Here is a 12953-nt window from a genome sequence, read left to right as displayed (position 1 = left end):
ACAAAAAGAACTTTGAGCGTTATTTTTTTGAAAAGAATAACTATAATTTTGTTTAACTTTTTAGGAAAGAGTAAATTATGGAGCACTTAAAATTGTCGAAACACCAAACTTTTTATGCGGTTGGATTGAGTTACAAGAAGGCGGATGCTGAGGTTAGAGGCAAATTCAGTTTAGACGATAAAGCAAAAGCAAACGTTTTACTTCAAGCAAAACAAGAAGGAATAGACAGTTTATTTATTATCTCAACTTGTAACCGTACAGAGATATATGGTTTTGCAGAACACCCTTTTCAGTTAATCAAATTACTTTGTGATAATAGTTTAGGAACTGTTGAAGAATTTCAAAAAGTAGCCTATGTATTCAAAAACCAAGAAGCTATTAATTTTTTATTTCGTGTAGGAACAGGTTTAGACAGTCAAATTTTAGGCGATTTTGAAATCATCAGCCAAATCAGAAATGGATTTGTTGAAAGTAAAAAAATCGGATTGGTTAATTCCTTCCTAGAAAGATTAGTGAATGCAGTTATCCAGGCAAGTAAACGTGTAAAAAACGAAACGGAATTATGTAGTGGAGCCACTTCGGTTGCTTTTGCTTCAGTTCATTATATTTTTAATACCGTTTCTGATCTTCAAAATAAAAATATTTTGCTTTTCGGAACCGGAAAAATTGGTCGGAACACTTGTGAAAATTTGGTAAAACATACCAAAAACGAAAATATCACTTTAATCAATCGTACTAAAAATAAAGCTGAAAAAATTGCAGGTAAGTTTAATTTAATTGTAAAAGATTATGTCGATTTACAAGTTGAAATTCAACGAGCAGATGTTTTAGTGGTGGCTACAGGAGCCCAAAATCCTACGATAGATAAATCCCTGTTGAATCTGAAAAAGCCATTATTAATTTTAGATTTGTCAATTCCCAAAAATGTAGATGAAAACGTGAAACAATTGGAAGGTGTTACGCTGGTTCACATGGATCATTTGTCGCAATTGACTGATGAAACTATTGAAAAAAGAAAAGAACAAATACCTTTTGCAGAAGCAATTATTGCTGAAATTAGAGCTGAATTTACTTCTTGGATAAAATCAAGAAAATTTGCTCCGACAATTCATGCCTTAAAGGAAAAACTTAATATGATTAAAGAGGGTGAATTGAGTTTTCAACGAAAAAAAATTACTAATTTTGATGAAGAGCAAGCTGAAATAATCAGTAATCGAATCATTCAAAAAATAACCACGCAATTTGCGAATCATTTGAAAGACGATAACACCACAGTGGATGAAAGCATCGAGTGGATTGAGCGTGTTTTTCAAATTGAGACCACACCATATAATGAGTAAAATTATTAAGATAGGAACCCGTGACAGTGAGTTAGCACTTTGGCAAGCTCATACGGTTCAACAGCAACTTCATGATTTAGGCTTCCAAACCGAAATTGTAGCTGTAAAATCAACCGGAGATATAATTCTAGACAAACCTTTATACGAACTTGGAATTACAGGAATTTTCACCAAAACATTAGATATTGCTATGTTAAAAGGTGAAGTTGATATTGCTGTTCATTCTATGAAAGACGTGCCAACGGCTTTGCCCAAAGGAATTGTTCAGGCTGCAGTTTTAGAAAGAGCTTCTACATTGGATATTTTGGTACACAAAGGCGATTTGTCTTTTTTGGAAAATATGGGAATCATTGCAACAGGTAGTTTACGAAGAAAAGCACAATGGTTGAATAAATTCCCCTTGCATCAAGTAGAAGATTTACGAGGAAACGTAAATACACGATTGCAAAAATTAAAAGAGAATCCATGGAACGGAGCCATTTTTGCAGCAGCAGGATTGGAACGCATCAACCTTAAACCCGATTCATTTATAAATCTCGATTGGATGATTCCCGCACCGGCTCAAGGAGCAATGGTTGTGGTTGCCATGGAACAGGATGATTATACAAAAGAGGCTATAGCTCAATTAAATCATCGCGAAACAGAGATTTGTACTCATGTTGAAAGACAGTTTTTGAAAACGTTGGAAGGCGGTTGTACCGCCCCAATTGGAGCTCTTGCGGTTATCGAAAATGATAACCTATTATTAAAAGGAATTTTATTTTCATTAGACGGTTCAAGGAAGCTAGCTACAGAAAAACAAATAAATATCGATTTATATCAAAATTTTGGAGAACTTTGTGCTACAGAAATTTTAAAAAACGGTGGTTCAGAACTCATGCAATCAATTAAAAAAGCATTAGATAAGAAACACTAATCGACGTATTATGCATAAAGATTCAATACTTAAAATTATCTACCGGTTTTTTGATTTAATTGTATTGACTTACATTATTTTTGATTTTGGCTATAGTGTAAACAAGGTATACAATACGCCAAAACTAATTGGATTAGTTTTGATTACGGTAGCGTTGTTACTATTCAATATTTTTAAATTTTATTATTTAAAGAAAAAAGGGCATAAAAAAGTAGCTCTAGCAAATTCACTTATTATTGGTGTTTTGATGTTTGTATCAATTATTGTCTCGATTGCAAATATTAATTTACATTATTTAGATGTTTTACAACTCATAAGACCTATTCTGGAAACTGGACTTCTTTTTTACTTTATTATTCGATTGATGATTTTGGTTCGTTATATTTATGAAGTATATTATAATCCGGCCATAGTTTTTGTAGGTAGTTTTTTCGCCATAATCATGATTGGCTCTTTTTTATTAATGCTTCCAAGAGCAACAACAGAAGGTATAACTTTTACAGATGCTCTTTTTACCGCAACTAGTGCTGTTTGTGTTACAGGGTTAATTGTGGTGGATACATCCACAGATTTTACTATAGTTGGACAATCTATAATTATTAGTTTAATACAAATAGGAGGATTAGGAATTTTAACTTTTACATCTTTTTTTGCTTTCTTTTTTCGCGGAAGTTCTTCTTTTAAAGAAGGGTTAAACGTTCGGGATTTTATTTCTCAAGACACCTTGAAAGACGTTTTAAAAGCAGCATTAAATGTTGTTATTTTTACCTTAAGTGTCGAATTAATTGGAGCTGCATTTATATATTCATCTATTGTTGAGAATCCGGAAATTGAAAATAAATTGTTTTTTTCGGTTTTTCACTCTATTTCAGCCTTTTGTAATGCTGGTTTTTCAACGTTGACAAACGGTTTAAGTGAAAATTATATCCGTTTTAATTACTATATGCAATGGGTAGTTATTTTTTTAATAGTTTTTGGAGGGTTAGGGTACAATATCATTTTTAATTTTTATCAATATTTAAAAATACATGTAGTTGAGTTTTTTGATCGAAAAAGAATTCATAAGCAAATCAGTATTATGACGCTCAATTCAAAAATTGTACTTTATACTACCGGAGCTTTATTAGTTGGAGGTTTCATATTCCTTTGGTTATCTGAAATGAATAATATGCTTAATTTACATGATACTTTTTTCGGAAAAATTACAGCAACAGCATTTAATTCTGTAACGCCCAGAACGGCAGGTTTCAACACCATGGATTTTACACAATATACGGTTCCTTCGTTATTATTTATTATATTTTTAATGTGGATTGGTGCTTCGCCGGCATCAACTGGGGGTGGTATAAAAACGAGTACTTTTGCCTTAGCAACGTTAAATATTTTTGCCATTGCCAGAGGGAAATCCAGGATTCAATTATTTGGAAGAAGAATTTCCAGCGAATCTACTTCACGAGCGTTTGCTATTTTATGTATCTCATTGATTATAATAGGATTTGCTATTTTAGCCTTGTTGATTTTTGAACCAAAAGGAACGGATTTACTTACCGTTGTTTTTGAATGTTTCTCGGCTTACAGCACGGTTGGACTAAGTTTGAACTTTACACCAACAATGACTGAGCCAAGTAAATATGTTATTATAGCCACGATGTTTATTGGCAGAATCGGAATGCTCAATTTAATGATAGGTTTATTACGTCAAATAAATCATCAGTTTTATGAATATCCGAAAGAAAATATTTTAATTAACTAATACCTAAGAAAATGAAAATAATCATTTTTGGACTTGGAAACTTCGGGATGTCGTTAGCTTTAAGCTTAACAGAAACCGGCAATGAAGTAATTGGAGTTGACAAACAAATGGATAAAGTCAATCTGATTAAAGATAAGATTTCCCACGCTGTTTGTATGGATTCTACAAATGAGTTGGCTTACGAATCTTTACCTCTAAAAGATGCCGATAAAGTCGTAGTAGGAATTGGAGAAAATGAAGGTGCAGCAATTATTACAACAGCCATCATCAAAAAATTATCGAACGTAAAAATTATCAGTAGAGCATTATCACCTATTCACGATACGGTTTTAGAAGCGATGGGGATTTATAGTATTATTCACCCAGAGCAGGAAAGTGCCGATCGATTAACCAAACAAATTAATTTCAAAACTACTTTAGAAAATTATCAATTAGATAATAATTATACCATTTCCGAAGTTAGATCGAAACCTGAATTTCACGGAAAAACTTTACACGAACTCAATTCAATTGATAAATATCACTTGAATGTAGTAACCATTATTCGTAAAAAAGAAAAAACGAATTTAATTGGAAAAAAATCAATTGTAAAAGAAACAATTGGATTACCAACCCCTGAAACAATAATTTTTGAAGACGATATATTAGTTGTTTTTGGTGAAAACAAGAACATTTCAATTTATTGTGACGGTCAGGAATAAAAGTGAAAAACAAAATCAGAATACTATCTACCAAAAAACTCCTGCCTAACCAAAAGCAGTTCTTATTAAATGCAAACTTTTGTTTGGTAGAAGCAGATTTTATCAAGATTGATTATCAAAAGAATAAAATTGAATCAAAATATGATTATTTGATTTTCACTAGCCAAAATGCTGTTAATAGCATTTTATCCAATGAAAATTTCGAGGATTTAAAAGAAAAAAAATGCTTTTGTGTGGGAAAAAAAACAAAAGTACTTTTAGAACAAAATGGATTTCAAGTGTTGCAAGCGTTTGATTATGTAGAAGAATTAACTCCTTTTTTAATAATCAATTACAGTCAAAAGACATTTACCTTTTTTTCCGGGAATTTAAGACAAGATACTTTACCTGTTGCTTTTCAAAAAGCAGCTATCATTTTTGAAGAGAAACAAGTGTATAATACCTCTTTAACGCCAAAAAAAATCAATAACGATGTAGATGGAATTTTGTTTTTTAGTCCGTCAGCTGTTCAGAGTTATTTAATAGAAAACACTATTTCCAACGAAATTTGTTTTTGCATTGGAACAACAACAGCTAAAGAAGTAGAAAAAACAACCAAAAACATAGTGATTGCTAACCAGCCAACGGTTGAAAATGTAATTATACAGAGTATAAACTATTTTAAAAAAGAGAATAGCAAATAGAATAACAGCTTACAGCATATTGCCTAAAGCCTAAAGCAAAAGATAATGATAAAGAACGACCTTTTTTTAAGAGCCTTAAATAATGAAACCGTGGAACGTCCACCCGTTTGGATGATGCGTCAAGCCGGAAGATATTTGCCCGAATTCAGAGCTTTACGTGATAAATATGATTTTTTTACCCGTTGCGAAACACCTGAATTAGCGGCAGAAATCACAGTGCAACCCATTCGAATTGTAAAACCCGATGCGGCCATTTTGTTTTCAGATATTTTGGTGGTGCCAAGAGCGATGGGAATTCATGTGGAATTGAAAGATAATTTAGGCCCCATTATTCCGAATCCAATACGAACAATGGAACAAGTCAATCAAGTAGTTGTTCCCGATGTCAATGAAACCTTGGGATATGTTTTTGATGCTATCAAATTAACCAAAGAAATGTTGAATGATGAGGTGCCGTTAATTGGTTTTGCGGGTTCGCCATGGACTATTTTCTGTTATGCAGTGGAAGGCAAAGGTTCGAAAAGTTTTGATACAGCCAAAGGATTTTGTTTTTCAAATCCGGTTGCGGCACATACTTTATTGCAAAAAATAACCGACACCACAATTTTATATTTAAAAGAAAAAGTAAAAGCAGGCTGTAACGCCATTCAAATTTTTGATTCGTGGGGAGGCATGCTTTCTCCGGTTGATTATCAGGAATTTTCATGGAAATACATCAATCAAATAGTAGAAGCTTTGGCACCACACACCAAAGTCATTGTTTTTGGAAAAGGATGTTGGTTTGCTTTGAATGATATGGCAAAATCAAAAGCTTCTGCCTTAGGCGTCGATTGGACTTGTTCACCCAGAAATGCCCGTTATTTATCAGGAGGAAGAATTACGCTCCAAGGGAATTTCGATCCATCTCGCTTATTGTCTCCTATTCCAACGATTAAAAAAATGGTTCATGAGATGATTGATGAATTCGGAAAAGACAATTACATCGTCAACCTTGGTCACGGGATTTTACCCAATATTCCGGTTGATCATGCGAAGGCATTTGTGGAAGCAGTGAAGGAGTATAAAAAGTAATTTTATGATAAAAACAGATTTATTTTTTATTGATTATTTAGTATTAGAAGATGCAGCAAGTCTATCTGAAATGATGTTGTGTAATCACGATAATTTTAAAAGATATTTCCCGATAACTTTATCTAAAAACAAATCAATAGAAGATAGTTTAAAATTTATTAAAGAAAAAAATATAGAATGCCATGCCAAAACGGAGTTTACTTTTGTAATAAAAGACAAACAATTGTCAAAAGCAGTAGGTATAATTATAATCAAAGAAATAAATTGGGAAATCAAACAAGGTGAATTTGCTTATTGTATTAGTTCAGAATTTGAAAACAAAGGATGGATGTCAAATGCGATTGCTTTAACTTCCAAATACGCATTTGAAGTTTTAGGTTTTAATAAACTTCAAATCATTGCTCACAGAACAAATTTTGGAAGTTGTAAAGTTGCTGAAAAATGTGGGTTCCAATGGCAAAAGACTTTAATAAATGAATATACACCGCCAAATGAATCGCCATTAGATATGGAATTATATGAACTATACAATGAAAGATAAATTCTATCAGTACATTCTCCAATTGCAAAATCAAATCACTTCTAAATTAGAAGCAATCGATGGTGTTGCTAAATTCAGAGAAGATATCTGGGAGCGTCCCGAAGGCGGCGGCGGAAAAACAAGAGTAATTGAAAACGGCCAAATTTTCGAAAAAGGAGGCGTAAATATCTCAGCTGTTCATGGAAAATTGCCTGATTCCATGCAAAAATTATTTAACGTAGGCGAAGCTGATTTTTTTGCCTGTGGTTTGAGTTTAGTGATTCATCCCAAAAATCCTATGGTGCCAACCGTTCATGCTAATTGGCGGTATTTTGAAATGTATGATGAGAATGGGGCTGTAATTAACTCATGGTTTGGTGGCGGACAAGATTTGACGCCTTATTATCTGTTTGAAGAGGATGCGATTCATTTTCATCAAACATGTAAAACCGCTTGCGACAAACATAGTCTAGAATTTTATCCAAAATTTAAAGAACAATGTGACAAGTACTTTTGGAATGCCCATCGAAACGAAGCCCGAGGTATTGGTGGTTTGTTCTTTGATTATTGTAAGCAAACGGAAGAAATGTCCATGAACGATTGGTATAATTTCGTTACCGAGGTAGGTAACAGTTTTTTAGAAGCCTATGTTCCAATTGTTGAGAAAAGAGTACATTTGTCTTATAATCAACAACATAGAACTTGGCAAGAAATCCGTCGAGGTCGTTATGTAGAATTCAATTTAGTGCATGACAAAGGCACTTTATTTGGTTTAAAAACCAATGGTAGAATTGAAAGTATTTTGATGAGTTTGCCGCCACATGTGCAATGGGTGTATGACCATCATCCGGAAAAAGGAAGTGAAGAAGAAAAATTAATTGCTGTTTTAGAAAATCCGAAAGAGTGGTTGTAAAATTTGTCATAGTGTTGTTTTTTGGAGGAATACTTTGCTCGTTTGCACAAAAGGATTCACTTCAAAATATGCATTTTGTCTCCTATGATGAAAAAGTAGTTTCGAGTATTTATTATCAAGACATATCAAATAGTTTTCAAGTCAATTTCAATACCGAAGGAGAAGCAAATTATTTGGGTTTAGAACCGAACCGAAGAGCACAGATTGGACTAAATTTGAGTTATAAATTTATTGACATTTCCTATGGATATTCGCCGGAGTTTTTGGCTGAAAACAAAGACAATGAAGGTTCTAAATTATTTAGTTTAGGTACTCGATTTTATTACAAAAAATGGATGCAATCACTTTCCTTTATCAATCAAACCGGTTTTTATATAACAGATGGAGAAACAGAAGTAGCTTTTCCCAAACTTAGAACAACAAAATTTGGCGGAACTACTTCCTATATTTTTAATGATGCTTTTTCATTTAAAACCATCGCCAATCAAAAGGAATGGCAAACAAAAAGTGCCGGAAGCTTCATTCCCAATCTTTCCATTTATTATACCAATTTTGATTTAAATGATGGAAATTCGGAAAATAAAAGCAATATTTATTTAGTTTCATTGTCTCCTTCGTATTTTTATAATTGGGTAATCAACAATCACTTTTTAATTTCAGGCGGATTATCCGTTGGTGGCGGATTTAATAGTGTTGATGGTGATTTTGCACCTATTTATGAAGGAAGTGTTAGTTTGAAAATTGGCTATAATTCCGACTCGTTTTTTACATTCGTCAATCTGAATTATATCGATTTTGTTCAAGATTCAGAAGCTGAAATTCGTTTAAATGATCAAATAGCAACCTTTAAATTTACAGCAGGTTATCGTTTTAACCCACCAAAAAAAGTAAAAGAATATTACGACAAAGCAAATAAAAAAATCGGATTGTAAATACAAAAATCTACAATCATTAAATTTAAAAAAATGTACCCACTTAGAAGAAACAGAAGATTGCGAACCAATGAATCCATTCGTTCGCTAGTTCGCGAAACCATTCTTTCACCAAATGATTTTATTGTACCGCTTTTTGTGGTGGAAGGAAAAGGAATTAAAGAAGAAATTTCCTCAATGCCTAATTATTTCCGATTGAGTTTAGATTTATTAGAAAAAGAAGTAAAAGAATTGGCCAAATTAAACCTTAAATCGGTTTTGGTTTTTGTAAAAGTACCCGATCATTTAAAAGATAATAAAGGAACCGAAGCATTGAATCCGAATGGGTTGATGCAACGAGCGGTAAAAGTGATTAAAAATGCTGTTCCGGAAATGATTGTAATGACGGATGTGGCTCTAGATCCATATTCTGCATATGGTCATGATGGTGTAATTGAAAACGGTGTGATTGTAAATGATTTAACTTCGGCTATTTTGGCAGAAATGAGTTGTTCGCATGCTGAAGCGGGTGCCGATATCGTCGCTCCGAGTGATATGATGGATGGACGAATTTTAGAAATCAGAGAAGCATTGGAGGACGAAGGTTATGTAAACACCGGAATCATGGCTTATAGTGCTAAATATGCATCGGCACATTATGGTCCGTTTCGCGATGCTTTGGACAGTGCTCCTGTTGACATGATTGATATTCCAAAAGATAAAAAAACCTATCAAATGGATTATCATAATCGTATTGAAGCCATTCGTGAAACCAGAATGGACATTGACGAAGGAGCTGATATCGTGATGGTAAAACCGGGAATTTCGTATTTGGATATCGTTCGTGAAGTTAAAAATGCATTTGATGTTCCGGTAGCAGTATATCAAGTTTCGGGGGAATATGCCATGATAAAAGCAGCATCCGAAAGAGGTTGGATTGAACACGACGCCATAATGATGGAACAAGTAACTGCGATTAAAAGAGCCGGTGCCGATATGATTGCGAGTTATTTTGCAAAAGATGTCGTGAAAATAATTTCTTAAAATGATATTTATCAGTTATTTAAAATTTTTTAAATCGTAAATTTGAGTAGATCAAAAAAATGAAATTTTATGAAAAAATTATTTTTTTTACTCGTTTCTATGGTTTTTATTTCTTGTGGAGAAAAAAAATCGGAACCTTTCGGAAAATCTACTGATGAAAATTTAACGGAACCTGTAGCGGTTACCGCAGACGCAAGTCTTAAATTAGGAGAAGACTTATTTAATGGTGTTGGATTATGTAAAACATGTCATTTGCCAGACAAAAAAGTAATTGGCCCTAGTATTATCGATGTGGCAACTATTTATAAAGAGAAAAACGGAAACATAGTGGAATTTTTAAAAGAAAATGCCGAACCAATTGTTGACCCTACGCAATATGAAGTGATGAAAACCAATTTTGCCATTACAAAAAGCATGTCTGATGAAGAGCTAAAAGCTTTAGAAACCTATATATATAGTTATTTAAAATAAAATCATTCTAAAATTAATTTGAACCCAACTCTCGGAATATTTTCAATCCGAATGTTGGGTTCTTCTTTAAAAATTTTTCGCAAGCGGGAAATAAAAACGTCTAAACTTCTCCCCACAAAATAATCATCGGTTCCCCAAAGTTCCATTAAAATTTTTTCTCTTTTTAAAACAGTATTTTTATTTTCTAAAAAGAATTTTAATAAGGCAGCTTCTCGTTCAGTGAGGTTTGTCACTTCTTTTCCTTTGGAAACACAATAATTTGTTGGGTCAAATTCAAAAGAGCCAATTAAATAAGTTGTTGTTTTACTGGCTGTTTTTTGACTTCGATTCAAAAACACTTCAATTTTCAAGGTCAATTCTTCCATGCTGTAAGGTTTAACCAAATAATCATCGGCACCCAACTTTAATCCTTTGATGCGGTCTTCTTTCATGGTTTTTGCTGAAAGAAAAATAATGGGGATTTCTTGATTTCGTTTTCGAATGGCAGTTGCAATTTCAAATCCATCCATATCCGGCAACATCACATCTAAAATACATAAATCATATTCCCCGGAACAAAAGGCATCAAAACCTTCTTTTCCATTAATAAAATGGGTAATATCATATTGATTTTCTAAACTATCAGCAGTTAAAAAACCTAAAGACTCATCATCTTCAACATAAAGAATTTTCTTTTTACTCATACTACATCTTTTTTTGGAATGAAAATAGAAACTGTTATGCCTTGATTTTCATTATTTTGAATAGCTATTTTCCAATGATGTAAATCAATTATTTTTTTTACATAAAATAAACCAATACCAAAACCTTCAATATCTTTTTTGTTTTCACGCGGAACCCGATAGAATTTATCAAAAACATAATCAATGTGTTGTGGAGCAATTCCGCTTCCATTATCCGAAAAATGGAGAGTAATTCCTCTATCGTTTTCAACTGATTTTATTACTATTTCAGGGCTTTCAGAACAGTATTTCAAAGCATTATCAACAATGTTATATAAAACATTATTAAAATGAAATTCGTCGGCCAAAACAGAAATTTTAGAAGGTATTTCAATTTTAACAACACTTTTTTTAGTTGATTTTAAAATAGCATTTTCTTTTACTAATTCTAAAGCGTCTTTAATATTAATGGGTTTTTTGTCCAATTCTATCCATTTTGCATCTCCTTTGGCCACATTTAGAATCCGTTCAATATGTTGATTCAGTTTATGACTTTGGTTCGTGATAATTTGCATGTATTTGGCTAATTTTGGATTGTTTTTAATTTCATCCTGTGAAGAGGCATATTGAGAAGCAATTAAAATAGACGAAAGTGGTGTTTTGAATTCATGGGTCATGTTATTGATGAAATCAGTTTGCAATTCGGTATACTTTTTTTGTTTTAATAAAAGAAAAACAGAGTATACGTAAATAATTAAAACCAAAAACAATATGCCGGTATAAATCCAATATTGACCTAACGAAGTAATAAATTTGTGTTGTAAATCCGGAAATCGAATTCCGAAATAATAGATTAAACCTTCATTTTTTTGAAAACAGTTTTCACATTTCTCCGGTTTACCCGAATCACTGGAAACATAATTTCCGTATATCATTTCATCTGTTCCACAATTATAAATAGCATATTCATAATCAATACCAAGTTTTACTTTTTGAAATTCAGATTTTAAATAATATTCTAAAACTTGGTGTTCAAAAACATCGTCAATATTTACAATATAATAATCGTCCGTAATTTTTTTAATTTGATTAGTAATGGCTAAATCCGTTTTGTTGTCACGATAAATCCGTTTTACCACATCTTGTAAAGCAAAGTGAATTTTATCTTCAAACTCTTTTTTTTCAAAAGAATAGGCCCGATTTAGCATTAACAATTGCATAATCAACACACCTACAATTGATAGGAATCCGGCAAAAATGATACTATTTAAACGGTTAAATTTCAATTTAATCTTAGATTTAGACACAAAACTACTAACACAAGCGTTTATTTTTTTCTGATTAACAACTCATTAACAAAACTTATGATGTGCTTAACAAATATCCGCTTTCTTGTGAATATATTTGCTATGTTCAAACGAATTAATCAATAATTTAAAAAATAATAAGTATGAAATCTTTAAAAGTATTTTTATTTGCTTTTGCTGCAACAGTTTTGTTTTCAGTAAGTGCAAATGCTCAAGAAAAGAAAGCAGCAGTAACTCCTGCTATCACTACAACTCCAGCTCCTCAAAAACCAACAACTCCTGTTAAATGGAAAGAAGAGGCTTTTGATTTTGGAGACATCAAAAAAGGAACACCTGTTTCACATGATTTCACTTTTGTGAATACAACTAAACAAACTGTTTTAGTTACTAATGTAAAAGCATCTTGTGGATGTACGGCTACAAATTATACTAAAACACCAATTAAACCAGGAGAAAAAGCTACCATTACAGCAACTTATAATGCTGCAAGTCCTGGTGCTTTTTCAAAAACAGTAACTGTTTCTTTAAATGAAAATGAAGTGCCAAAAATACTTACTATTAAAGGGAAAGTATTGGATGATGCTCCTGTTACACAATAAGAATATCTGCTAAATTATAATTCGTTAAAAACCACCTTCTCCTAGAGGTGGTTTTTTTGTTT

The 12953-nt window shown here is 32.4% G+C and carries 14 protein-coding genes; 12 read left to right on the top strand and 2 right to left on the bottom strand.

All coding sequences use genetic code 11. The features are described from left to right. The first annotated feature begins 77 nt into the window (after positions 1 to 77). The 11 genes from hemA to C0512_RS00535 all read left to right on the top strand — a co-directional run bounded on the left by hemA (position 78) and on the right by C0512_RS00535 (position 10323). Complete coding sequence (gene hemA, locus C0512_RS00585) at positions 78 to 1340, top strand: glutamyl-tRNA reductase (RefSeq protein WP_290858076.1); 1263 nt, start codon at positions 78 to 80, stop codon at positions 1338 to 1340. Beyond that, positions 1330 to 2256, top strand: a complete 927-nt coding sequence (hemC, locus tag C0512_RS00580; protein WP_290858107.1) for a hydroxymethylbilane synthase — start codon at positions 1330 to 1332, stop codon at positions 2254 to 2256. The genes hemA and hemC overlap by 11 nt, the downstream gene beginning before the upstream one ends. 10 nt (positions 2257 to 2266) lie before the next feature. Continuing rightward, a complete protein-coding gene (locus C0512_RS00575; RefSeq protein WP_290858074.1) occupies positions 2267 to 4009 on the top strand; it encodes a TrkH family potassium uptake protein in 1743 nt (580 codons plus the stop codon). A gap of 11 nt (positions 4010 to 4020) precedes the next feature. Then, on the top strand, positions 4021 to 4710 hold the full coding sequence (locus C0512_RS00570) for a TrkA family potassium uptake protein (protein WP_290858073.1): 690 nt from the start codon (positions 4021 to 4023) through the stop codon (positions 4708 to 4710). A gap of 2 nt (positions 4711 to 4712) precedes the next feature. Continuing rightward, positions 4713 to 5393, top strand: a complete 681-nt coding sequence (locus C0512_RS00565) for a uroporphyrinogen-III synthase (protein WP_290858071.1) — start codon at positions 4713 to 4715, stop codon at positions 5391 to 5393. 45 nt (positions 5394 to 5438) lie between these two features. Further along, the gene (gene hemE / locus C0512_RS00560) at positions 5439 to 6464 is read left to right on the top strand and encodes a uroporphyrinogen decarboxylase (protein WP_290858070.1); all 1026 of its coding nucleotides are present in this window, start codon (positions 5439 to 5441) and stop codon (positions 6462 to 6464) included. Between the two features lie 4 nt (positions 6465 to 6468). After that, a complete protein-coding gene (locus C0512_RS00555) occupies positions 6469 to 7005 on the top strand; it encodes a GNAT family N-acetyltransferase (protein ID WP_290858069.1) in 537 nt (178 codons plus the stop codon). After that, a complete protein-coding gene (hemF, locus tag C0512_RS00550; RefSeq protein WP_290858067.1) occupies positions 6995 to 7897 on the top strand; it encodes an oxygen-dependent coproporphyrinogen oxidase in 903 nt (300 codons plus the stop codon). Before C0512_RS00555 ends, hemF begins: the two co-directional genes overlap by 11 nt. 68 nt (positions 7898 to 7965) lie before the next feature. Further along, on the top strand, positions 7966 to 8829 hold the full coding sequence (locus tag C0512_RS00545; protein ID WP_290858065.1) for a DUF4421 family protein: 864 nt from the start codon (positions 7966 to 7968) through the stop codon (positions 8827 to 8829). Positions 8830 to 8862: 33 nt separating this feature from the next. After that, the gene (gene hemB / locus C0512_RS00540) at positions 8863 to 9852 is read left to right on the top strand and encodes a porphobilinogen synthase (protein WP_290858063.1); all 990 of its coding nucleotides are present in this window, start codon (positions 8863 to 8865) and stop codon (positions 9850 to 9852) included. 69 nt (positions 9853 to 9921) lie between these two features. Then, positions 9922 to 10323, top strand: a complete 402-nt coding sequence (locus C0512_RS00535) for a c-type cytochrome (protein ID WP_290858061.1) — start codon at positions 9922 to 9924, stop codon at positions 10321 to 10323. Between the two features lie 2 nt (positions 10324 to 10325). Here the strand turns inward: C0512_RS00535 and C0512_RS00530 are convergent, their stop codons facing one another. Both C0512_RS00530 and C0512_RS00525 read right to left on the bottom strand, forming a co-directional pair. After that, positions 10326 to 11006, bottom strand: a complete 681-nt coding sequence (locus tag C0512_RS00530) for a response regulator transcription factor (protein WP_290858059.1) — start codon at positions 11004 to 11006, stop codon at positions 10326 to 10328. Continuing rightward, positions 11003 to 12271 (bottom strand): HAMP domain-containing sensor histidine kinase, encoded by a 1269-nt coding sequence (locus C0512_RS00525; protein ID WP_290858058.1) that lies wholly within the window; start codon positions 12269 to 12271, stop codon positions 11003 to 11005. Before C0512_RS00525 ends, C0512_RS00530 begins: the two co-directional genes overlap by 4 nt. Positions 12272 to 12435: 164 nt before the next feature. Between C0512_RS00525 and C0512_RS00520 the strand changes: the two genes are divergently transcribed. After that, the gene (locus C0512_RS00520) at positions 12436 to 12891 is read left to right on the top strand and encodes a DUF1573 domain-containing protein (RefSeq protein ID WP_290858057.1); all 456 of its coding nucleotides are present in this window, start codon (positions 12436 to 12438) and stop codon (positions 12889 to 12891) included. Positions 12892 to 12953: the final 62 nt, after the last annotated feature.

The organism is Flavobacterium sp., assembly GCF_013822155.1.
GTDB lineage: Bacteria > Bacteroidota > Bacteroidia > Flavobacteriales > Flavobacteriaceae > Flavobacterium.
Note: the sequence above shows the minus strand (reverse complement) of the source record. Positions and strands in the feature narration are given on the sequence as shown.

Coding starts and splice junctions, on each gene's coding strand:
- C0512_RS00520 (WP_290858057.1), top strand. CDS start 12,436: ATGAAATCTTTAAAAGTATTTTTATTTGCTTTTGCTGCAACAGTTTTG.
- C0512_RS00575 (WP_290858074.1), top strand. CDS start 2,267: ATGCATAAAGATTCAATACTTAAAATTATCTACCGGTTTTTTGATTTA.
- C0512_RS00570 (WP_290858073.1), top strand. CDS start 4,021: ATGAAAATAATCATTTTTGGACTTGGAAACTTCGGGATGTCGTTAGCT.
- C0512_RS00535 (WP_290858061.1), top strand. CDS start 9,922: ATGAAAAAATTATTTTTTTTACTCGTTTCTATGGTTTTTATTTCTTGT.
- C0512_RS00530 (WP_290858059.1), bottom strand. CDS start 11,006: ATGAGTAAAAAGAAAATTCTTTATGTTGAAGATGATGAGTCTTTAGGT.
- hemE (WP_290858070.1), top strand. CDS start 5,439: ATGATAAAGAACGACCTTTTTTTAAGAGCCTTAAATAATGAAACCGTG.
- hemA (WP_290858076.1), top strand. CDS start 78: ATGGAGCACTTAAAATTGTCGAAACACCAAACTTTTTATGCGGTTGGA.
- C0512_RS00555 (WP_290858069.1), top strand. CDS start 6,469: ATGATAAAAACAGATTTATTTTTTATTGATTATTTAGTATTAGAAGAT.
- hemF (WP_290858067.1), top strand. CDS start 6,995: ATGAAAGATAAATTCTATCAGTACATTCTCCAATTGCAAAATCAAATC.
- hemB (WP_290858063.1), top strand. CDS start 8,863: ATGTACCCACTTAGAAGAAACAGAAGATTGCGAACCAATGAATCCATT.
- C0512_RS00545 (WP_290858065.1), top strand. CDS start 7,966: ATGCATTTTGTCTCCTATGATGAAAAAGTAGTTTCGAGTATTTATTAT.